Genomic DNA, 20,082 nt, shown 5'->3' with positions numbered 1-20,082 from the left:
TGGAATCGTTTAAACTAACGATCATGACGCTCCAAGCAAAAACTCGTCGACCTTCTCCCCACGCGCCTCGCGCGCGTGAGGCTGGCCGTAGTTGCAACCATCGCCGATTGAGCTGCCACTCATCAACCCTTCCCCGGCAAAAACGCCGCCGACCCTACAAACCCCAAGCCTTGTTGGGGTCTTGCTCCAGAGATCCTATCGGGTATTGGGATGGTCCAAATCGGTATCAGTATGTTCAAGGGCAACCAACGAAGTTGCTCGATCCTTCGGGCAAGCAAGCAGCGGCAGGGGATACTGTTAGTAATTGTGAGTGTGGTTCTCCTTCGGTGCCGACTCAGTGGTTTGGCTGTTGCCCGATTGCTGGAACGAAGAAATCAGTTGTTTACAATAAAAGCACAGAGTGCTGCGAAAATGGCCAAGTTGTTGCGAAGGTCACCTATTGGGTTTGCAGTCGTCCCGTGGGGGGATGGAAAGGGATATTCTTAACTCACATGTATGTTTGTTGTAGTGGTCCAAATGAGAAATGCTACGGACATCAGGATAACGACATAGAACAGGGCCAGGACGTACCGACTGAAGGCAATCCGACTGGGAAGTGCGAGCCAAGAATGGTTTGCCCCAAACTAAAAAAACTTAAATGCAACAACCCCAAAGCGCCCAAGGACGGGAGCACGTGCTTTTGGAATTGCCAACACTACGCGAAGTGCGATTGCGACGACTACCCTCCAGAGATGCTTGAATAAGAATGACAAAGCTATATTCGTTTGTTGTTGCCGCTTGTGTAGCCAGTTTCATATTGACTATCTGGTTTTTCAACAGACCACAGGAGTACGAGGTAACGCTTCTTGGGCTCGAAGACGGCAAAATTGACAACCAGGAAGTATTGCGAGTGTCGAAAATAGCAATTCTTCGCAGTGGAGTCTCTGAAGATGCACTTGAGACTATTCCGTATCAGGATGAAAAATTGATAGGCACCAATTCAAACCGACCAAATCGCTTCATTTCATCTTGGAAAGACGGTTGTGCCGATGTTCGCTACAGTGTGTACGTAAGCATCAATGATAGAATCGCAACCTGCAAAGTAGTTAGGTCGAAATAAAGCAGATGTCCATTCTACGGAGCGATCAAAGGTGTCGGACACGAATGGCACTGTTTGGGAACGCTTCGCGGGGGGTCAGTAACGGTCTAATAGAGAGAACGCTTCGCGGGGGTCAGACTTGATCTTCGGTTTTCAGCGTCTGAATAAGTTTAAGGTGTCCGGTACCGTTTCGAGGCAATCTACTGCTTGCACCGGAGCGAAGCGACGTTAGAACGGTAGCCGAAAGGCTGCCGTTTTTCGTTGGTGGGCAGGATGCCCGCCATGGCTTTCGGCACGATTCCGGGACCGCGCATGCTTCGAGCCGATAGGTGAGTGTGAGCGCAAGCGAATAGCGAACGAGCGGTAGCGAAGTGAGAGTTTTGCGTGCAGCTTAGTAGACACGATTCGCCGAAGGCACGGCGGATAGGATGTCTGCTGATGATGGAAGATGCGGCAACAGGAGGATGCCCGGCGGAGGACGACACGAAGCGAGGAACGAGCGGTGTCGTCCGTAGCCCGGTCGTAGCGGCGAGCATGGAGTCCGCAGCGGAACGCCCGAGCGGAGACCGGGCGTCCGAGAATGAAGCCGAGAAGACGGATCGTGATAGCCACCAACCCAACGAAACTCTGTTATACTCAGCTTTTTGTTTTAGCCCCACGGTGACGGATGCCTCTAAGAATTAAGCCCACCGTTGACTTTGCCTTCAAGAAAATCTTTGGATCTCCGGAGAACGACATCGCGTTGATTGGATTGCTCAATGCGATCTTGGATTTTGAGCGACCGATTGAAGCGGTGGAGATTCTGAATCCATTCAGTTATCAAGAATTTTCCGACAGCAAGCTCGTGGTTCTCGATGTGCGGTGCCGTGACTCGGCGGGAAAATGGCTTAACGTCGAAATGCAGGTTTCCGTTTATGCGGGACTGATTGAGCGACTTGTCCATTACGCCTGTAGAATGTATGTCGATCAGTTGACGGTGGGAGGCAACTATGCTCTCTCGAATCGATCGATATCGATTTGTCTGCTAAATCGTGTTCTTTTCCGCGACATCGTGCAAGCTCACCACCGTTTTCAAATGCTTGATAAGGAAAGCGGCCGAGAGCTTGATAATGCGATCGAAGTTCACACGGTCGAGATGACCAAGTATAATTTAGACGAGAAGACGATCTCAAAAGCGAGCAAACTGGAGCAATGGGCATTCTTGCTGTCAAAGGCTCAAGATTACGAGGCGGAAGAATTAAAACAACTTCTAACAGGCATCGAGTTTAACACGGCGATCACAACGATCGAAACCATTTCCGCTAAAACGAGGGATAAGAGCATGTACGATCAAAGAGAAAAAGCCCAGCGGGACTACGAATGGGCGATCTCAGGTGCGAGAGAAGAGGGCCGTGAAGAGGGGGTGGAGCAGGGAAAGCTTGCCGGCACGATTCAGACGCTTGAATTGCTGCTGGGCGAAGCAGTCAGTACTGACGAGGAGCTAATCAAGTGTGAGAAAATTGCACTTACGACGCGGATAGCCCAATTGCAGCAACGTCTACGTGACCGTCAATCGTGAAGAAATTGCCTCTACGATGATATCGTTTACACCTACGCTTTCTCCAAAACAGTCTTGCTCCAGAGACCCGATCGGGTATGTGGATGGAAACAGTTTATATCGTGGCTACTTTGTATTGAACGGACTTGATCCTTTAGGGCTCATCTATACGGAGGAAGTGAAGGTGGTGACTTTAGCTGAGATTGATCGCCATCCACAAGCCACCCCTGGGGATTCAGGCACAACCTTCGGAAGTGGGTCTTGGGCCGGAATGGACATAATGGTCGAAAGCAAACGTGGGTGCTGCTACTGCACAACTGTTGTTTGGACCAAAACAATGAACTTGCATGTTACTAGTCTTATACCAAGTGATGCAGTAGACAAACTTGAGATGACGCTCAATGGCATTGTCGCCGTGATTGGCCATGAAGCTAGACGCAGATCTGCACTTCGCGCCGGATACTACGCATATATTGCTCCGGTTGAGGGTGCTAGCTTAGCGGGAACACTGTGCCGCAAAAGGAAGGGTGAGGCCTACAGTATGTTGCAAACTTACGTGCAACAGGCCCGTAGCCTCGCAATAGAAGATTTTAATAGGTACAAAGATCTTTCTCAAGGCAAGATAGACGAAGAGAACGAAAAAGAGAACTGGCTACTCGCTCCGGAGGGGCCATTCGGTGCGGACATATTTCATGGATACAAAGAAATTGCTGGCCCCACTCCGCTCTTTAATCGCCGCATGCCCTCCCCGCTGCCGACAGATTGTACATCATCGGACCTTGACTCAGCAGGTTAGTTTCGAGTACTTCTAGCCTGATGTCGACCCTATTCCACATAGTTGATTGCTTATTGCATTCCTAATACGCGAAGGTTCTCATGCTGAACTTGTTTTTGATGTTTGCCGTTTTTAATGAACTTACAGAATCATACCCTCCGAACTCTGCACTAGAGTCTGCTTGCGTTGTAAACGTATTGGAACCTTTGCCCAGCCCGACGTATCGATTGTCTGAGCAGGTGCCTGATATCAGTTTTAGTTATGGAACTTGCGTAAGAACGACGGAAAGAAGGGCGATCAGCCTTTGCGCGTCCTGTAAAAAAACTCCGAATAAGTTTAAGGTGTCCGAATAAGTTTAAGGTGTCCGGTACCGTTTCGAAGTAATCCACTGCTTGCACCGGAGCGAAGCGACACTAAAACGGTAGCCGAAAGGCTGCCGTTTTTCGTTGGTGGGCAGGATGCCTACCACAGGCTTTCGGCTGGATGCCGAGTCCGCGACGCTTCGAGCCGATAGGCGAGCTGTGAGCGCAAGCGAATAGCGAACGAGCGTCAGCGAAGTGAGAGTTTTACATGCAGCTTAGTAGACACGATTCGCCGAAGGCACGGCGAATAGGATGTTCGCCGATGATCGAAGCCCGGCAACAGGAGGTTGCCCGGCGGAGGACGACACGAAGCGAGGAACGAGCGGTGTCGTCCGTAGCCGGGTCGGAGCGGCGAGCATGGAGGGAAGGCGTAGTGAGGAGCCTGCGACGAACGGAGTCCGCACCGGAGGGCCGCCGCGGAGACCGGGCGTCGTGAGCGAAGCCGATGTGTAGCCTTGGATGGCGAAACATCGGCGCAGTGAATGGATGGATGGTGCCACCCACTAACCGGTTGTAGTGATTTCGTATTTTGCTATAATTTGGTATCTGCTTTGATTCTTATAGGAAAGATCACAATGCCTCGACCTCAACGCTCTGAACAGTTTCATTCGGGTGACGTTTGTATCGTCCATGTTGTTCAACGCTGCGTTCGACGTGCGTTTTTAGCAGGAGTCGACCAAGTGACCGGAAAGGACTACTCCTTTCGTAAAGAGTGGATTCGGAGGCGAATGGAAGCTCTCGCTTCGGTTTTTGCCGTCGATGTGCTTTCTTACGCTATCATGAGCAACCATACGCACAATATTCTTCGCAATCGGCCTGATGTTTGCGCGGCTTGGTCCGACGAAGAAGTCGCAATTCGTTGGCTGCGGGTTTTTCCAGGACGCCGAATGGAAGAACATTTGGCGGAACCGACGGAAAACGATGTGAAGACATTAGTTCGTGACAAAGAACGGTTGGCATTAGTCCGAGAGCGATTGTCGGACATTTCGTGGTTCATGCGTGCGTTAGCTGAGCCGATCGCCCGTATGGCGAATAAGCAAGACCAATGCACGGGACGGTTTTGGGAGGGACGCTTTAAAGCTCAGCGGATTGTGGACGAAGCGGGGTTGTTAGCTTGCAGTATGTACGTGGACCTTAATCCGGTCAGGGCAGCGATGGCGGAAAGTCCCAATGATTCGGTCCACACGTCGGCTTACGACCGGATCGAGGCGGATAGGGGCCGACGTATTGATTCGGCTGCCTTTGATCTGAAACCGATTCCGACCGAAGAAGCAGGGAAAATTATCCGTACGACGCCGGTCGAGGAGCTTCGCACTCAGCATAGCGAGAAGCGACGAAACCCGACTGGGCGAAAGATCCGGCGTGACGAATGGCTTGCGCCTTTGACAATGGACCCTAGCAATTTGTCTAAAGATGCGGAGGTCCACACCAACGGATATCGCAGTAGTGACAAGGGGTTCTTGAATCTCGCTTGGTCGGACTACAAACGCTTGCTTCGTTGGACGGCGAAGCAAAATCTTGCGGAGATGGCAGGGAAGGTCCCGGCGTCGCTTGCCAAGCGGATTGCTGAAATCGGCATTGATGTTTCGATGTGGCGAGAACTGGTTTGGAATTGGCCTAAGTATTTTGGCAACAGCGGATGTATCGGACGTCCCGATTCGATGAAGGCTGACGCTGAGCAACATGGCCACCATCATCACCGAGGCCAAGCATCGGTTGCGTGTTGCTTCACGTGATTTAGAACCAGTCGAGCGATTGGCCGAACGCTTTGCGTGAGTCCGACTCAATGCTGTAAGAAACTATATGTATCTGGTCAGAATTACTCCAATAGCCCCTTGGGGCCGTGATTTCTGATGAAACCTAGTTTAATTCGGTGCTCGGAGAGCAAAGCGACGTTGCGGCGAAACCGCCTTGAGATGAGGAACGAAAGTCTTGACGACTTCGTAGCGTGCTGCGTCAGGATCCCGATATCATCATGGTTGGCGAAATCCGCGATCAGGACAGGGACAGAGCGATCAGGACAGGGACAGAGCATCATATCAGGTGGTGCATCATTGCCCCGACAGAACCCCTTTGAGTTTTGCGTATTACCTCAATCGTCTGAAAAAAGGCGAATGACGCTCGGATACAGGCGGTTTCAGGCTCAGTGGCCGCAACCAGTGCCTATCTTCATCTATCGACGTTGCATGGTCGGTCGCTGCAAGATAAAAAATAGAAGAGACGCTCAGTCGGGGAGCTTCAACAGCTCGCGAGCGCGGCGGCGAAGATGGTAGCGGCGGTGCGTGCGATGGCATCGCATCGAATCAACGCAATCGGGGCGTCCAGCAACACGACAAAATAGTTTCCCAAAATCTTTGACCGACTCGCACCAAGTCGATTGCTCGAGTCCCAGCCGAACCAAAATCGACGGTGCGGCCGAAGACGTTACTCCACGTTTGCCCGAAACGAGTTGCCTTGCCGTCCAATCAAGTAGATTTTGGTACAAATAGATTAAGGTAATCGACAAGCTGCATTGCCAAGAAACCCTTATCACTCGGGCGTTTGCTTTGCTCCAACGTTTCCGCCATCGCGGCTCGAATCAGATTCAAGTCGACGTAGGCAGCACACTCCAGAAGCGAGGCTTCATCGACCGGCCGAGTTGTCCGGAATCGATCTTGGAAAAACCGGCCTATTTCCTCCTCTTCACGATTTGTCCGCATTGCAACGCGTTGGCACAATCGCCGCATCTACCAACTAAAACGACATAGCCGTTCGCGGATTTCTTGGCATTTCATCGGACAACCCGCAATCGATTTGATTTCTACTTCGCTTGGCGGCAAAGGCGACCCGTCTGGTTTGCGGCGATGGGGGCAAAGCATCAACCAGCGTCGAGCCGCCTCCTCATCACTCCAGGTCGCGACGACATCAGCCCGCAATCTGAGAATCACGTGGAAATGGTCCGACATTTTCGCGAATGCTGGAACCTCTACTCTGAACGCTTGCGGAAACTGCTTCAGGTACTCTTCGATCCAAACTTACCGGTGATCGAAGTTTTTGCCAGACGCTTGGTCATTCCCCCCAATAGGAAACATCGCCCGCAGGTCCGATTGTAGAGAAGGGCGATCGCCACCTCTTGTGGATCCAACACCTCGCGACGGGCCAAACGAACCATCAGGCACCTCTAGAAGAAAAGCGTTAGCAAACGCTCTGAAAAATCCTGTGCCCCCAATAGGGAAAAGGCAAACCCGTCAACCTCATGCTCTGTCCCTATACGTTGCTATGCTTTCTTATCTAGACGTCAAACGGATAAGCACTAGCGTAATCGAAAGTTGCCTTAATTCCAGAGTTCTGACGCCCTGGGCTAACCTTGGAATTAAAATTTGAAAAGAGCCCGGCGTTTCTCGTCACTTAGGTTTTGGCAGTCGGATCCAGCGTGTAATTTGCCGCTTCGGCTTCGGCCTCAGCCTGCATTGCTTTGTACTTGTCACGCTCACTTTGCGTGGCGTCAGGCACACCAGCGGCTTGGCCACCACAACCGACCAAGGGGACCACGATAAAGCAAGCTAGCAACGAATAAGCAATCAGTTTTCGAATCATGGGAAACTCTTTTTCTCGAACGATTAGGTGTTTATTTGTTTCGGAGTTAGCCGGTTGAGCTGTGAAACGCAAAATGTTTGGGGAGCTGCAACCGGCTAATGTCACTAAAAAGCTCATCGATAGAGCTTAAAACTGTTCTTGGATAACTTCCTTCGAAGCGCGAGTCCCCAAGGCACCCCACAATCCATAGGGGCTTTTCGAGCCGGGGGAGCGAGCTCCTGAACCACCAACGTAGACGCCGCCTGCTGACGAGTTGCCCGCCTCGATCGAGTCTGTGATGAACTTAACCGCCCCGTCACCCATCAGCACATGTGCACCTCCTTGATGGCGGCTAGCGGCGCTACCAAAGTTGACTTCGCGATGGTCTTTGTTGGTACACATCTCGGTGTTCGGGGGCAGTATCGTCCGCATTCCCGTTTGGACCGTCCGTGACATCGCCCACTGGAAGCCACGACCATAGATTTCAGCATGGAAGTCAAGGCCAGATTCCCAGAAGCCTGGTCGAAGGTCGTCGATTTCTTCACGACAATACAAAGGATTGGCAGAAATGTTGTTTTGACTTGTACCGTGATTGACGCCAATGGTTCGCTTATCGTGATCACCGAGATCTGTTGCGATTTCACCCATCATGATTGTGTTGGAAAGACCATCAGCGATTCCGCGAAACGCCATTTTGTCATGGAGTAGGAAGACGCCACGATCCGCCGCTCCCGATTCGGAGGCACGGGTATCATTAATTTGCCTTAGGTCCGCATGATGCCGACTACCCGTTAAGGCCGCCGTTCCGTTTGCAGAGTCTCCGAGACAGACGGCGTAGTTGGTTCGGCCAAGTGCGGGTAGCCCTACTCCTGGATCACTGGGGCATCGCATCCCAGGGATTTCTACCGACCACGGGATGTAGTCACGGTTGTCAGGGCATGGTCCCATCGCGTTCCAGGGAATCGTTCCGCCGGGGTTGTCCGTTGTGCTGCCATCCACTCGACCAAGCGTTGGATTGGAGATCTGCTCCCAAAGTGCCTGCTGCTCCATGAACGGCAATAGTCCGACAAATGCACTCAAGTTAAGACCATTGGATGAGACCACCGAATGACCCCAATCTTTTCCAGCATCATCAATGGTACCGCTACCATGAATGGGAAGCTGGTTGTAAGCGGAATGGTAATTATGCACAGCCAAGCCAATCTGCTTAAAATTATTGCTACAACTCATCCGACGAGCCGCTTCACGTGCGGCTTGAACCGCAGGCAACAGCAACCCCACAAGCACCCCAATAATCGCAATCACAACAAGAAGTTCGACCAGCGTGAAGCCCTTTCTCAATCTTGCTAAATTCATTTTTGTCTCAATGTTTCCAAAGTGTTATGTGCCGAAATCAAACATTACGACCCTATTGTAGCAATGCAATCCACTTTGCATAGTCTGGCTTGCGACATCGCACTAATGTTTTGCGCCATCGTTGTGGACCGGCCATAGGGTCAGAACTCCACAACAGGGGGTTCGGCGATGCCCCGGAAGAACCGCTTTGAGTTTTGTGTTTTGCGGACCGGCCATGGGGACGGCCATAGGGAGACGGCCATGGGGACAGATCATCCTGTCAGGTGGTTTAGGACCGCCCCGGCAGAACCGCTTTGAGTTTTGCGTATTACCTCAATCGTCTGAAAAAAGGCGAATGACGCTCGGATACAGGCGGTTTCCGCCTCAGTGGCCGCAACGAGTGACTACCTTTATCTATCGACGTTGCATGGTCGGTCGCTACAAGATAAAAAATAGAAGAGACGCTCAGTCGGGGAGCTTCAACAGCTCGCGAGCGCGGCGGCGAAGATGGTAGCGGCGGTGCGTGCGATGGCATCGCATCGAATCGACGCAATCGTGGCGGCCAGCAACACTACAAAAATAGTTTCCTACAAATCTTTGACCCATCGTGTTTGGCCGTTCCTAGCAATGGTTGCCGGCGCAATCGCTATTTGCACCTTTCCGAACTTATCGAGAGATAGGTCCGTTTCCGAAAGCTCGGCCGATCCCACGAAGTCTCCATTTTCGTCGCTTAGTCCGTCGACCATCATCGTCTCGTCGTAACCCGCCTTTTTTGACCAATCGAGACGCTTATCGTGTTGCCTGGCAAGATAGATGGAAAACGGCTGGTTACAGAGCGGAACCGCCGTATCGGCGTCGTCGACTTGTAACAACTTGCCCGAGAGCATCAATTTGTTTCCGAGCGCATCTGTCTTAATCGGAGACCAGTGAACCTCTAACTCCTGCTGCTCGAGGTTGTCGGGAAAGGGAATGGGAAGCGCTTTTGGATCATCCATCGAATCACTGCGAGTTTCCAATCCAGTTTTGCCATCAATCGATCTCGTAGAACCACCCGCGTACGCCGCCGAACCGGCTAGGCATAAAACAAAACCAGGGACGATCCCCATGACTGCTTGCACGTTCATTGTCTTCCCCACCGCCTTTGAATTTACTAATCAGAGACTATTGAACGACGACTATTGAACGACGACTATTGAACGACGACTATTGAACGGGGTACGTTGCAGGATGAATTCGTAGCGATTGTCATCAAATACCGGGCTAGATGCATTCCCACATTTCGTTTTGATGCAACCAGATTGGGTCCGCGTTTCTGGCGATGAACTCGTCTACGGGTAGTCCCTATTCAATCAAGAAAATGGCGGGCGTCCCTTGGGAGGCGCCCGCCAGATGATTCGATCCGATCACTTGCCGCCCGGATTCATGTCCTTGATCTGCTCTTCCAGTGTGGAAAGACTCCAGTCGCCCGGCGTCTGACTAGGCGGATACTCTTTCATGGTCATGAGGAACTTGGAAGCGACGACTTGCATCGGGGCTAACAAGTAAACCTTGTCCATAAACCAGTCTTCGTAGGTGTTCGAACCGACCTGGGCCTTCTCGAAGGGGTCGCGGCGCAGATTGTATAGGTGCGGCGTTCGCAACTTGATAAAGGGTTCCCGCCAGATCTGCAGGCGATCGGCCCGGTTCTCCAGATAAGTGGCTTTCCAGTCTTGAACGCGAATGGCGCAGACTTCGCCGCCGTCGGTCACATAAATGAACTCCTTACGTGGCGAGGCCTCCAGGTCGGCGTCGATGGTATCAAACGTTCCCGCCTTCTTGAGGTAGTCGAGCTGGTTGTAGCCGTCGATGTAGTTCTTGTACTCTCGACCGATCAACTCGACACCCTCACGCAGCTGCTCCTTGATGTCCGGGTTGCCGGCAGCGGCTGCGAATGTGGGAAGCCAGTCTTCGTGAGACACGATCCCATTGACGGTTGCACCGGCAGGAAATTTCCCGGGCCAGCGGACGTAACAGGGAACGCGGAAGGCACCCTCCCAGTTGGAGTTTTTCTCACCGTGGAAAGGGGTGGTCCCCGCATCCGGCCAGGTGTTGTAGTGGACCCCGTTGTCGGTGGAATACTGGACGATCGTGTTGTCGGCGATGCCAAGTTCATCGATCAGATCGAGTAATTCTCCGACATGGATGTCGTGTTCGACCATGCCGTCGTGGTACTCATCTCCCGTCTTGCCTGCGAGTCCCTTGTGGTCTTCCTTGACGTGGGTGCGGAAATGCATCCGGGTTCCGTTCCACCAGCACATCCAAGGCTTGCCAGATTCGTGTTGGCGTTGGATGAAATCTTTGGCGGCGGCGAGAGTTTCCTCGTCGACGGTTTCCATCCGCTTCTTGGTCAGCGGCCCGGTATCCTCGATCTTGCCGCCGGCGGTGGCCTTGATCACACCGCGGGGACCGAATTTTTCACGGAAGGTCGAGCCGTCGGCAAGCACCATATCGGCTGGATAGTCGCGGTCCTCCGGCTCCTCTTCCGCATTCAGATGGTAGAGATTGCCCATGAACTCGTCGAAGCCATGGTTGGTCGGCAGATGCTCGTCTCTGTCGCCTTGGTGGTTCTTGCCGAACTGGCCGGTGGCGTAGCCTTGGCCCTTGAGGACGGCGGCGAAAGTGACGTCAGTCTCCTGCCAACCTTGCGGAGCTGCAGGCAGCCCGACCTTGGTCATGCCGGTACGGACCGGCACGCTGCCATTGAGGAAGGCCGCGCGACCCGCCGTGCAAGATTGCTGACCGTAGTAGTCGGTGAAACTAATACCTTCCTTGGCGATGCGGTCGATGTTGGGAGTCTTGTAGCCCATCATGCCATGGTTCATGTGGCTGATGTTCCAGACTCCGATGTCATCTCCCCAAATAACGAGGATATTGGGCTTCTTGGAGTCGGTTGACTGGCCATGAGCCATAGTAGAACAGGCGATGCCTGCGCTACATGCAAGGAAAAACGATAGTAAAGGACGAATTCGAATCATCTAAATTCTCTGGGTGAAAAGGCAAATTTTGTAAGTGAAAAGGTCTATTCGTTGAGCCTGCAATTTTCCCGAGGAGCCTGCAAGGCTTGCTTGACAGCATCAAGCAGAACTCGCCCAAGGAATGGTTTTTGATGATAACTGATCGCACCGAGCCTTCCGGCCCTGTCGCGAAATGCGGAGCTATCAAATGATGTAATGAAAATGGTCGGCGGCGAATCTCCATCGGCTAAGGAGTATTCAAACAAGTCAAGTCCCGACATACCCGGCAATTGAATGTCCAAAATCAAGCAGTCTGCAGTTAACAAAATGCCCGCTTCAATAGAGGCTTCTGCCGAACCGAACATGATTGGTCTGAAACCACCTACTCGTAACATTCGTTCAATGGCTCGACGCATACTGGGATCGTCTTCAACAACGACGATTTCGAGTAGGTCGCTCGGCATTAAAATGCTCCAGCTTGTGTCAAGGCAATTCTGACAACAGTGTGAGCGAGTTGATGACGATTGCAATTGTCCCCAGGGGTAATTTCAATTGCCCTTTGGTGCAGGTGGACAAATGTCACTCCGCGTCGGCCGTCCCGAATCAGTTTTTTGGGATCGGCAGATTGAGTTGGACGGCCGAGGCGATCAGACCGGCTAGCGAAGTGACCTGAAGCTTTTCCATTAGATTGGCTCGGTGCGATTTGACGGTGCGTTCTGAGATACCAAGTTCCGAGGCGATATTTTTGTTGAGCTTTCCATCGACAACGAGTAGAAAAACGGAGACTTCCCTTTCTGTCAACTTCCCGAACCGATCACGCAGGAGTTTCAGGCTTTCATCGTTTACCCGGTTCAATGCGTCACTTGAGATTGCATTGCGAACGGCAGACAACAGCGAATCCCGCTTGACCGGCTTCGTCAGAAAATCGACCGCTCCCGCCTTGATTGCTCGCACGCTCATTTGAATATCACCATGTCCTGTAAGAAAGACAATGGGAAGCGCATTATCGAAGTCGTTAAGCCCTTTTTGAAGTTCGAGTCCGTTGAGACCGGGCATGCGAATATCCAGTACAACGCAACCATGGGCGCGGCTTGCCCGCGAGAGTAAGAACTCGGCCGCGGAAGCATGCTCGCGGACTTCGTAACCGGCCGCGCGTAGCAAGCGGACGATCGATTGACGGAAAGAATCGTCATCATCAACAACATGGACCGTCGGGTTCGGTAGCGTCATCCGGTTTGCTCCTGAGATAAACAAGCGAACGGACTCGTTTCGTTCAATGACTTTTGCGCGAGCGGAACAGTGAACCGTAAACCCAATCCGGTGTGGCAGTTATCGTCAACCCAGATGCGACCTTCGTGAGCTTCCACTAGCGTTCGAGCAATTGAAAGCCCTAACCCCATGCCCTCCTTCTTGGTTGTGAAGAAAGGATCGAACAAGCAAGAACGCCTCTCCGTTGGAATACCAGGCCCGGAGTCTTGGACCAAGAATTCCAATTTGTCGCTCTGAAGTTGAGTTTGCACAAACAGCTTCTTTGGCTGGTTCATTTCTGACATTGCTTCCATACCATTGAGCAATAGATTGAGTAGCACCTGTTGTAAGTGCACTTTGTCCGCGATGACGAGCGGCCCGCCTGGCGCGAGTTCCGTGTGGACGGTAACGTCACGTCGCTTCGTCTCACGGTGGATAAGTTGTATCACGTTTTCGATCAATTCATTCGGTTCAACAGCTTGCAACTCCAGTTCGCGATTTCGCATCAAGGCTCGCAGTCGCTCGATGACCTCGCAGGCCCGTAAATCGTCCTGGCGAATGTCTACCAAAATTTGCCGCAGTTCATCCATCGAGTCAGGCGAAGAATCGATCAGCATCTCTGCGGCGTCCGCATTGCTTAAAATAGCGCCAAGAGGCTGATGAATCTCGTGCGCAATCGACGCCGTCAGTTCGCCGACGGTAGCGAGTCGTGATGCGTGCGTCAGCTCTCTTCGCGTCTCATCGGCAACCGATTCTGCTAGGATGCGACTTCTTCTTTCGAATAACAGACCGATCAGCAGCGCGGCTTGAAGTGCCAAGACGAAAGTTGCTGTTAGAACCGAGCTGCGGTGTTCTTTCCATAGCGAACTTTGGCGGAACCGCAATTCGCTTCGTGCTGGGAGTCGATCTTCACTCAATCCCCAGCGGGCCAATTGGCGACAATCGACGATTGGCAAATCCTTGCCTGGAAAATAGGGTGCGATATTTTCAGGCTTTTCGCCCGCCAAGATTCGCAGAGCTAAATCTCCCGTCTCTCGGCCCACTTCATCGAACGTATCCATGCATCCGCCAACAATGCCCGTTCCCATATAGGTGTCGTAGGGTCCGTAAACAGGGACCGCGGACGCGTTCGCGACTAATTTCGCCGCATCGGCGGAAAGGAAGTATTCTCCCTCGCCGTCGGTGAAGAACGTTAAAAAAATCACCACCGCATCCGACGGGAGGTCACGCAAACGCTCCAAAAGCGTTTGCATCGGCAAGCCTGAGAGATAAGTAAACTCAAGCCGAGGCTCGTGATTGCGAAATCGTTCTCTCGCTAAATCGTCCCACTCGCGATCAAAATCCGAAGCTCCGGAGACGACAACGACTTGTCGCGTTTGGGGTTGCAATTTCATCGCCAACTCTAACGTCGGCAATGGATCAAGCTTCATCAAGATCCCAGTTGCACGATTCCGCTCACCCCAAGTGGCACTTTCCTCTCGCACGCCAGTAAAGACGACCGGAACATCGGGAAATAGAGAGTGTCGCTGGTCGGCCAGAAGATTGAGAGCTTGAGGCCCCGCCGAGATGACAAGGTCGAAGTCGAGACCTTCGTATTTTTCAAGGAGTTTGTCCGCCGTCCGCGAAAGATGACTTTCTCCAGGAAATCGTACAAGATCGAGAAACTCGCTATAAAATTCGATGCGATCGGGATAGTCTCGTCGCATTTGGTCGACCATAGCGTTTCCGAGCGAGATGTTTGCTGGCAAGAAACTCTCGTTCGAATACAGGATCAAGACACTTTTGGTCTCGGCGGCATCGACGGTGAGAGGCGAACTCAAAACAATAGCGACAACGATGCCCCACGAACTGCAACCCCATTTAAACCTACTGCTGGCCTGAAGTTGAAAGCCACGACATTTGTTTAATTCCTTTGGATGGAACATTCGCTACCTAGGAAGTCTCGATTTCAGGACAAGGATTCACACGTTCACTGAACTCAAATTCGAGTTCCGTTTCTTTAGGAGTAAGGTTCCTAAACTTCGCCTTGATGGGCATTTCGTTATTCACTCCCGCCGTCGACTTGGAACTCTGGGGAGCACTCGCCGGTTTTGCTGATTCAACTGGATTCACTGAGTTTAATCCCTCACCAGTCACACTCGTCACAAAAATCAGTTCCCAAGAACACCAAAAGCTCGGATTAAAATTCGTCTACACGGCGTGGTCGAGACCGCAAATCCGCTGGCTTTATCCAAGAGCCCAGTACTATCGGGCCGTCAGGCGACGCCTGCATGCGCAGTTCAGATCGCTAATCCGCGTGGCGCTGCGACGACAATCCGTTTCGGAGTTTGGCTAGACAGGTTGCGATTCATCGCCGCCCGCGATCGGTGGTTCGCCGCAGGTTGTGGCTTGATGGTTCGGGATCTTTAAAAGAGGTTCGGACATCGGTTTGTTCGCCCCATGATTTCTTTGTGTTGGTGTTTGGTCGTGGTTTGCGGTATTGCCTCGCCTTGTTCCAAACCTATCGAGACGCGTTGGTTTCATCAAGCTGGCTGTTGGTTTGTGTCCAGATACAGGCACGCCCATAGGGACGGACGGCCATAGGGACAGCATCCTATCAGATGGCAGCGGCCATAGGGACAGCGACGGTCTTACTTTTAGTCAATACGGATTCGGCAAAAGATTTCCGAATCCCTTTGTGAAGGGCCCAGCGTGATTGGGTGCCATTCCCCAAACCCTCGAGATTTTTCAAGGCATGGCGAGTGATGTCCGATGTGACTTTGTGTAGGACGAAGTGGCTCGGTGAAACAGAGGTCGGCTCGGGTGAGAACCAACCGCCCAAGGGATAGCCGATTTATCAAGGCCAAGCGAGACATTCTTCCCTCCCTGCCCCCGTTGTCCCTAAGTAAGTTGCTCCTAAGTAAGTTGCTCCTCAGCAGAGCTAGGCCGGAGGCCGAAACATCCGCTGCCGGTGGCGTGAGCCTTCGATCCGTGGATCGTTGCACCATCGCCCCACAGGCCGGAGACCGAAACATCCTTGCCGGTGGTGTGATCCACCGGCAGTGGATGACAACCGAACCACGAACCGCTAGCCCGGAGTGTTTGGTAGAAGCTATAAGGGCGACACACCAGCGAGGATGTGTCGGCCTCCGGCCTGAAAACAATGCGACGTCGGTCGAGAAGTGATGGATGACATTCACAAATCGGCCCGTCGTCGGCACCGAGCAAAGAGGCCCAAGGAGGAGTCCAAGATCGCATACCGTCGCCGCCGTCATTTCAGCGAAACACCGTTCCCGGTCATCAAGGTGATGTTCGATCGGCGTTGCTTCTTGCTCCGAGGCATCGAGGGAGTCAAACAAGAGTGGCAATGGGTATCGCGACTGCCATGCCCTCCACAAAAAACCTTCCGCAACTTCCTTTTATGCCCAAATTCTTCTGAAGAGCCTGAAATAGAAGAGACGCTCAGCCGGGGAACTTCAACAGCTCGCGAGCACGGCGGCGAAGATGGTAGCTGCGGTGCGTGCAATGGCATCGAATCGACGCAATCGGGGCGTCCAGCAACACGACAAAATAGTTTCCCAAAATCTTTGACCAACTCGCACCAAGTCGATTGCTCGAGTCCCAGCCGAACCAAAATCGACGGTGCGGCCGAAGACGTTACTCCACGTTTGCCCGAAACGGTTTGCCTTGCCGTCCAATCAAGTAGATTTGGGTACAAATAGATTAAGGTAATCGACAAGCTGCATTGCCAAGAAACCCTTATCACTCGGGCGTTTGCTTTGCTCCAACGTTTCCGCCATCGCGGCTCGAATCAGATTCAAGTCGACGTAGGCAGCACACTCCAGAAGCGAGGCTTCATCGACCGGCCGAGTTGTCCGGAATCGATCTTGGAAAAACCGGCCTATTTCCTCCTCTTCACGATTTGTCCGCATTGCAACGCGTTGGCACAATCGCCGCATCCACCAACTAAAACGACATAGCCGTTCGCGGATTTCTTGGCATTTCATCGGACAACCCGCGATCGATTTGATTTCTACTTCGCTTGGCGGCAAAGGCGACCCGTCTGGTTTGCGGCGATGGGGGCAAAGCATCAACCAGCGCCGAGCCGCCTCCTCATCACTCCAGGTCGCGACGACATCAGCCCGCAATCTGAGAATCACGTGGAAATGGTCCGACATTTTCGCGAATGCTGGAACCTCTACTCTGAACGCTTGCGCAAACTGTTTCAGGTACTCTTCGATCCAAACTTACCGGTGATCGAAGTTTTTGCCAGACGCTTGGTCATTTCCCATCAGGAAACATCGTCGGCAGGTCCGATTGTAGAGATGGACGATCGCCACCTCTTGTGGATCCAACACCTCGCTACGGGCCAAACGAACCATTACGCACCTCCAGAAGAAAAGCGTCAGCAACCTCTCTGAAAAATCGCATGCCCCCAATAGGGAAAAGGAAAATCCGTCAACCTCATGCTCTGTCCCTATGCGTTTGATCCCACAACTCAGTTGATCCCACAACTCAGTGGCAAGCAGCGAGCCAGAGGGGCCTCGGAAAAGATGGGATGTCGGTGAGATGAGGAGGTCAAGTTGCTCCCGGCCCCCTAGCCCCCAATCAAACGCTCGATTTGCGCCAGAGTGCTGGCGAGGGAAGCTTTGGTGCGGGCGACTTGGACTTGCAGGGCGAGTAGCTCGCGGTAGGTGGCGACGACGTCCGTGAAGTCGGCCTTCTTGTTTTGATAGTCGGCCGTGCTGATCGTGAGCGTTTGTTCGGTCCGTGGAATCAATCGCGTGCTCAGGAGTTCAAGTTGTTCGATCGCCGCGTAGGCGGCGGCGACTTGGCGGCGGAGCGCGCCACGCAGACGGTCGCGTTCGGCTTCTTGGCGTAGTGTCGTGCTGCTGCGATTGTGGGCAGCTTCACTGATGCCCGCGTTGATCTTGTCTCGCCAAATCGGAAGCGTTATTCCGATAGAGAAGTTAATGTTGTCGTGGCCGTTGGCAACGGGGCTGAGGACATCACGATCGTCGCTGATGATGGAGTATCCGAGACCAAGTTGAAAGTCGGGGTACTGCTGCAAACATGCCAGTGACTCTTTGGCTCGGTCGCGGGCGATCTCGGCGGCCAGTCCTTGGAGCGTTGGATTGTACCGCTCCGCTTGAGCGACAAGTTGTTCGATTTGCGGAGCCACCTCATCGACATTGAATTCGTCGTACGCGGTGGGCATGAAACTGACCGGCATACGAACGAGGGCACCAAGATCGGCACGCGCCTGTTCATGTTGCCTCCGTAGTACGATCCGTTGTTCGGCTAGACGATCTCCTTCGATTTCGGCACGAAGAACATCCTGCTGACTGCCGCCAGTTTTGTAGCGGGCTTCGGAAACCGCGATTAGGTCTTCGACCAGCTCGGCGTTGTCGTCTACAATGCGCACGAGTTCAGCGGAAAGCCAGAGTTCGTAATAGGCCAAACGAACGGATTCGATGATCTCGATTTCCTGCTGAGCGACCTCTGCTCGAGCGACTTGGACCTCCTGATAGGCAACCTTGCCACGAGCGTCCAACTTCTGGGGCCACGGAACCTTCTGGCTGAGTGAGAACTGATGACCAATGCGTCCGCCAGCGGTCTGGAGTGCCTGGTCAGGAATGGGCCAAAAAATGTTTCCAACGGTGGGGTCTTCGAGCGAGGTAGCTTGCGGAATACGGTGTGAAGCAGCAGCGAGCTTTTGTCGCGCGGCGGCGATCGATGGATGAGTCGCGAGGGCAGTGGCGATCAGTTCGTCAAGTGTGACGGGTGTTCCCTGTTCGGTTACATCGACTTCGACACGTTCCAGGAAATCGGCGAAGTTGTTTTCGGTGTCTGAGCCCGACTGATGAGTGCCTTCGCTATTGTCTTCGCCGCCTCGCGCGGATGGGGCATCCGAGTGAAGTTTCTCGAATTCGGAATCGTCTTCATCGAGCCGAAATCCCACCAGTGTTGCAGCGGTGGATTTCTTAACGCCCGGACCGCGCCCCGAAGTCACCCGAGCGATGTCGGCCGTTGGGGGGGAATCCATCGAAGCATACGAGTTCGACGGCGGCAATGCGGATTTGGAGAGAAAGGACTCACTTGCAGTTCGACACCCGGACAGCGTGACCAACAGAGCAACCAGCAACTTGCGTTTCCTGAGCCGAGTCAATTTCGTTGCTGATTTTTGCAATTGGCTCATTCGTGTTGCACCCAAATTCCGGGGGTAATGTTGCTTCCTCTTGACTTCTTTTCGGCATCTGGATTTAATAGGCATACGGTATTAGCGTATCTTTCCTCCGGTCGTTCTGAATGTACCTCACAACAATCCGCATCGCCGTCACAGCTTGCCTGATCGTCAGCACGACGATTCAGCCGATGGCTTCGCTGGCGATGCCTGTCAACTGTGTGGACAAGGGCTGCGATCAAACGCAGAAGTGTCCCGGTTGTGGTTGCTGTGAGCTGCAATCAGTGGACGATCGTTGTTGTTGCTGCACCGCTGAAGCACAGCTCACCGAGGAAGACGAGCAGCCGACCGAAAAGAACGTCGATGTTACCATGGCGGCTGGATCAAAGCCGGCGGTATCGCATTGCTCTTGCGGCGTTTCAACGCCACCGATGGACCGAACGAATCCACGCGAGCAAATCGTTCGCGAGCTTGCGGTTCGTCTTTCGATGCTGGACTTTGTCGTCTTGGATGAAATGCCTCTGGCGGTCGATCGGCTTCAAGCGATCGATGATTCTTTCGGCAGTCGTGCCGATTTCTCACAGCGTTTTCTCTGCGTTTGGCGGATTTAAAAAGTTTCTCAGGTGAGCGTGCGCGCTCAGCGAAACGAATCTTCAACGATCCCCAAAACCTTCTGACGGACTAATTTCCGTCTTCCTACAGAGAAAACTTCCATGCGCTATTTTGCAATTTCCGCAGCTCTGCAGCTACTTCTTTCAGCAACCATTGTCGGTTGCGCTGAATCGGACCAAACCACAACGGCACCGTCGGTGACGGACCAAGTTGAGGCGACGCCCGTTAGCTTTGCCAATTCCAAATGCCCGATCATGGGCGGCAAACCGACCAAAGAATTGACCGCCGAATACGACGGAAAAACGATCGGATTCTGCTGTGATGGATGCCCGCAAAAGTGGGCTGCGTTGAGCGAAGAAGAGAAAGCGGAGAAGTTTGAAGGAGTGAAGGAGCGAAGGAGTGAAGGAGTGAAGGAGTGAAGGAG

22 protein-coding genes and 1 pseudogene are annotated in these 20,082 nt (G+C 52.9%); 8 read left to right on the top strand and 15 right to left on the bottom strand.

Translation table 11 applies throughout. From position 1 onward, the window contains the following. Nucleotides 1-1,516 precede the first annotated feature (1,516 nt). From Q31b_RS26985 to Q31b_RS29770, 6 genes and pseudogenes are all read left to right on the top strand, one after another. Entirely contained in the window at nt 1,517-1,762 is a 246-nt protein-coding gene (locus tag Q31b_RS26985) for a hypothetical protein (RefSeq protein WP_146602779.1), read from the top strand. Continuing rightward, complete coding sequence (locus tag Q31b_RS26980) at nt 1,746-2,636, top strand: Rpn family recombination-promoting nuclease/putative transposase (protein ID WP_146602778.1); 891 nt, start codon at nt 1,746-1,748, stop codon at nt 2,634-2,636. Before Q31b_RS26985 ends, Q31b_RS26980 begins: the two co-directional genes overlap by 17 nt. Further along, the gene (locus Q31b_RS26975; protein WP_146602777.1) at nt 2,620-3,411 is read left to right on the top strand and encodes a hypothetical protein; all 792 of its coding nucleotides are present in this window, start codon (nt 2,620-2,622) and stop codon (nt 3,409-3,411) included. The genes Q31b_RS26980 and Q31b_RS26975 overlap by 17 nt, the downstream gene beginning before the upstream one ends. A gap of 593 nt (nt 3,412-4,004) precedes the next feature. Further along, complete coding sequence (locus Q31b_RS26970) at nt 4,005-4,205, top strand: hypothetical protein (protein WP_146602776.1); 201 nt, start codon at nt 4,005-4,007, stop codon at nt 4,203-4,205. 122 nt (nt 4,206-4,327) lie between these two features. Beyond that, entirely contained in the window at nt 4,328-5,488 is a 1,161-nt protein-coding gene (locus tag Q31b_RS26965) for a transposase (protein WP_146602775.1), read from the top strand. Between the two features lie 209 nt (nt 5,489-5,697). Next, a pseudogene (locus tag Q31b_RS29770) lies at nt 5,698-5,829 on the top strand (ATPase, T2SS/T4P/T4SS family); the annotation flags it as partial. 147 nt (nt 5,830-5,976) lie between these two features. Here Q31b_RS29770 and Q31b_RS29240 read toward each other — a convergent pair. The 15 genes from Q31b_RS29240 to Q31b_RS26905 all read right to left on the bottom strand — a co-directional run bounded on the left by Q31b_RS29240 (nt 5,977) and on the right by Q31b_RS26905 (nt 19,061). After that, nucleotides 5,977-6,258: a hypothetical protein gene (locus Q31b_RS29240; protein ID WP_231617890.1), complete on the bottom strand. Its 282-nt coding sequence runs from the start codon at nt 6,256-6,258 to the stop codon at nt 5,977-5,979. After that, a complete protein-coding gene (locus tag Q31b_RS29235) occupies nt 6,218-6,451 on the bottom strand; it encodes a hypothetical protein (RefSeq protein ID WP_231617889.1) in 234 nt (77 codons plus the stop codon). The genes Q31b_RS29240 and Q31b_RS29235 overlap by 41 nt, the downstream gene beginning before the upstream one ends. Before the next feature lie 27 nt (nt 6,452-6,478). After that, the gene (locus Q31b_RS29230; protein WP_231617888.1) at nt 6,479-6,697 is read right to left on the bottom strand and encodes a hypothetical protein; all 219 of its coding nucleotides are present in this window, start codon (nt 6,695-6,697) and stop codon (nt 6,479-6,481) included. A 47-nt stretch (nt 6,698-6,744) separates the two neighbouring features. Then, nucleotides 6,745-6,903: a hypothetical protein gene (locus tag Q31b_RS29225; RefSeq protein WP_231617887.1), complete on the bottom strand. Its 159-nt coding sequence runs from the start codon at nt 6,901-6,903 to the stop codon at nt 6,745-6,747. A 236-nt stretch (nt 6,904-7,139) separates the two neighbouring features. Then, the gene (locus Q31b_RS26950) at nt 7,140-7,328 is read right to left on the bottom strand and encodes a hypothetical protein (protein ID WP_146602774.1); all 189 of its coding nucleotides are present in this window, start codon (nt 7,326-7,328) and stop codon (nt 7,140-7,142) included. A gap of 126 nt (nt 7,329-7,454) precedes the next feature. After that, nucleotides 7,455-8,663 (bottom strand): DUF1559 domain-containing protein, encoded by a 1,209-nt coding sequence (locus Q31b_RS26945; RefSeq protein ID WP_146602773.1) that lies wholly within the window; start codon nt 8,661-8,663, stop codon nt 7,455-7,457. Between the two features lie 566 nt (nt 8,664-9,229). Next, complete coding sequence (locus Q31b_RS26940; protein WP_146602772.1) at nt 9,230-9,766, bottom strand: hypothetical protein; 537 nt, start codon at nt 9,764-9,766, stop codon at nt 9,230-9,232. Nucleotides 9,767-10,045: 279 nt separating this feature from the next. After that, nucleotides 10,046-11,590, bottom strand: coding sequence for an arylsulfatase (locus tag Q31b_RS26935; protein WP_197172475.1), 1,545 nt, complete (start codon nt 11,588-11,590; stop codon nt 10,046-10,048). Between the two features lie 110 nt (nt 11,591-11,700). Then, complete coding sequence (locus tag Q31b_RS26930) at nt 11,701-12,099, bottom strand: response regulator transcription factor (protein ID WP_146602770.1); 399 nt, start codon at nt 12,097-12,099, stop codon at nt 11,701-11,703. A 139-nt stretch (nt 12,100-12,238) separates the two neighbouring features. Then, nucleotides 12,239-12,865 carry a response regulator transcription factor gene (locus Q31b_RS26925; RefSeq protein WP_146602769.1) on the bottom strand — a complete coding sequence of 209 codons (627 nt, stop codon included), beginning with the start codon at nt 12,863-12,865 and terminating at the stop codon, nt 12,239-12,241. Next, nucleotides 12,862-14,808 (bottom strand): sensor histidine kinase, encoded by a 1,947-nt coding sequence (locus Q31b_RS26920; RefSeq protein ID WP_146602768.1) that lies wholly within the window; start codon nt 14,806-14,808, stop codon nt 12,862-12,864. Before Q31b_RS26920 ends, Q31b_RS26925 begins: the two co-directional genes overlap by 4 nt. A gap of 970 nt (nt 14,809-15,778) precedes the next feature. Further along, nucleotides 15,779-16,120 carry a hypothetical protein gene (locus Q31b_RS26915; RefSeq protein WP_146602767.1) on the bottom strand — a complete coding sequence of 114 codons (342 nt, stop codon included), beginning with the start codon at nt 16,118-16,120 and terminating at the stop codon, nt 15,779-15,781. A gap of 440 nt (nt 16,121-16,560) precedes the next feature. Continuing rightward, nucleotides 16,561-17,040, bottom strand: a complete 480-nt coding sequence (locus Q31b_RS29220) for a hypothetical protein (protein ID WP_231617886.1) — start codon at nt 17,038-17,040, stop codon at nt 16,561-16,563. 69 nt (nt 17,041-17,109) lie between these two features. After that, complete coding sequence (locus Q31b_RS29455; RefSeq protein WP_261343891.1) at nt 17,110-17,244, bottom strand: hypothetical protein; 135 nt, start codon at nt 17,242-17,244, stop codon at nt 17,110-17,112. Nucleotides 17,245-17,459: 215 nt separating this feature from the next. Continuing rightward, nucleotides 17,460-19,061, bottom strand: coding sequence for a TolC family protein (locus tag Q31b_RS26905; RefSeq protein ID WP_146602766.1), 1,602 nt, complete (start codon nt 19,059-19,061; stop codon nt 17,460-17,462). Nucleotides 19,062-19,171: 110 nt separating this feature from the next. Between Q31b_RS26905 and Q31b_RS26900 the strand changes: the two genes are divergently transcribed. Both Q31b_RS26900 and Q31b_RS26895 read left to right on the top strand, forming a co-directional pair. Continuing rightward, nucleotides 19,172-19,657: a hypothetical protein gene (locus Q31b_RS26900; protein WP_146602765.1), complete on the top strand. Its 486-nt coding sequence runs from the start codon at nt 19,172-19,174 to the stop codon at nt 19,655-19,657. A gap of 102 nt (nt 19,658-19,759) precedes the next feature. Continuing rightward, nucleotides 19,760-20,077 carry a hypothetical protein gene (locus tag Q31b_RS26895; RefSeq protein WP_146602764.1) on the top strand — a complete coding sequence of 106 codons (318 nt, stop codon included), beginning with the start codon at nt 19,760-19,762 and terminating at the stop codon, nt 20,075-20,077. Nucleotides 20,078-20,082 lie beyond the last annotated feature (5 nt).

The organism is Novipirellula aureliae (assembly GCF_007860185.1).
Taxonomy (GTDB): Bacteria; Planctomycetota; Planctomycetia; order Pirellulales; family Pirellulaceae; genus Novipirellula_A; species Novipirellula_A aureliae.
Note: the sequence above shows the minus strand (reverse complement) of the source record. Positions and strands in the feature narration are given on the sequence as shown.

Bases quoted from the DNA above. Each gene is read 5' to 3' on its own strand.
- Q31b_RS26985 (WP_146602779.1), top strand. From the start codon at position 1,517: ATGATGGAAGATGCGGCAACAGGAGGATGCCCGGCGGAGGACGACACG.
- Q31b_RS26980 (WP_146602778.1), top strand. From the start codon at position 1,746: ATGCCTCTAAGAATTAAGCCCACCGTTGACTTTGCCTTCAAGAAAATC.
- Q31b_RS26970 (WP_146602776.1), top strand. From the start codon at position 4,005: ATGTTCGCCGATGATCGAAGCCCGGCAACAGGAGGTTGCCCGGCGGAG.
- Q31b_RS26965 (WP_146602775.1), top strand. From the start codon at position 4,328: ATGCCTCGACCTCAACGCTCTGAACAGTTTCATTCGGGTGACGTTTGT.
- Q31b_RS29235 (WP_231617889.1), bottom strand. From the start codon at position 6,451: ATGCGGACAAATCGTGAAGAGGAGGAAATAGGCCGGTTTTTCCAAGAT.
- Q31b_RS29230 (WP_231617888.1), bottom strand. From the start codon at position 6,697: ATGTCGGACCATTTCCACGTGATTCTCAGATTGCGGGCTGATGTCGTC.
- Q31b_RS29225 (WP_231617887.1), bottom strand. From the start codon at position 6,903: ATGGTTCGTTTGGCCCGTCGCGAGGTGTTGGATCCACAAGAGGTGGCG.
- Q31b_RS26950 (WP_146602774.1), bottom strand. From the start codon at position 7,328: ATGATTCGAAAACTGATTGCTTATTCGTTGCTAGCTTGCTTTATCGTG.
- Q31b_RS26945 (WP_146602773.1), bottom strand. From the start codon at position 8,663: ATGAATTTAGCAAGATTGAGAAAGGGCTTCACGCTGGTCGAACTTCTT.
- Q31b_RS26940 (WP_146602772.1), bottom strand. From the start codon at position 9,766: ATGAACGTGCAAGCAGTCATGGGGATCGTCCCTGGTTTTGTTTTATGC.
- Q31b_RS26935 (WP_197172475.1), bottom strand. From the start codon at position 11,590: ATGGCTCATGGCCAGTCAACCGACTCCAAGAAGCCCAATATCCTCGTT.
- Q31b_RS26930 (WP_146602770.1), bottom strand. From the start codon at position 12,099: ATGCCGAGCGACCTACTCGAAATCGTCGTTGTTGAAGACGATCCCAGT.
- Q31b_RS26925 (WP_146602769.1), bottom strand. From the start codon at position 12,865: ATGACGCTACCGAACCCGACGGTCCATGTTGTTGATGATGACGATTCT.
- Q31b_RS26920 (WP_146602768.1), bottom strand. From the start codon at position 14,808: ATGTTCCATCCAAAGGAATTAAACAAATGTCGTGGCTTTCAACTTCAG.
- Q31b_RS26915 (WP_146602767.1), bottom strand. From the start codon at position 16,120: ATGCGATCTTGGACTCCTCCTTGGGCCTCTTTGCTCGGTGCCGACGAC.
- Q31b_RS29220 (WP_231617886.1), bottom strand. From the start codon at position 17,040: ATGTCGGACCATTTCCACGTGATTCTCAGATTGCGGGCTGATGTCGTC.
- Q31b_RS29455 (WP_261343891.1), bottom strand. From the start codon at position 17,244: ATGGTTCGTTTGGCCCGTAGCGAGGTGTTGGATCCACAAGAGGTGGCG.
- Q31b_RS26905 (WP_146602766.1), bottom strand. From the start codon at position 19,061: ATGAGCCAATTGCAAAAATCAGCAACGAAATTGACTCGGCTCAGGAAA.
- Q31b_RS26900 (WP_146602765.1), top strand. From the start codon at position 19,172: ATGTACCTCACAACAATCCGCATCGCCGTCACAGCTTGCCTGATCGTC.
- Q31b_RS26895 (WP_146602764.1), top strand. From the start codon at position 19,760: ATGCGCTATTTTGCAATTTCCGCAGCTCTGCAGCTACTTCTTTCAGCA.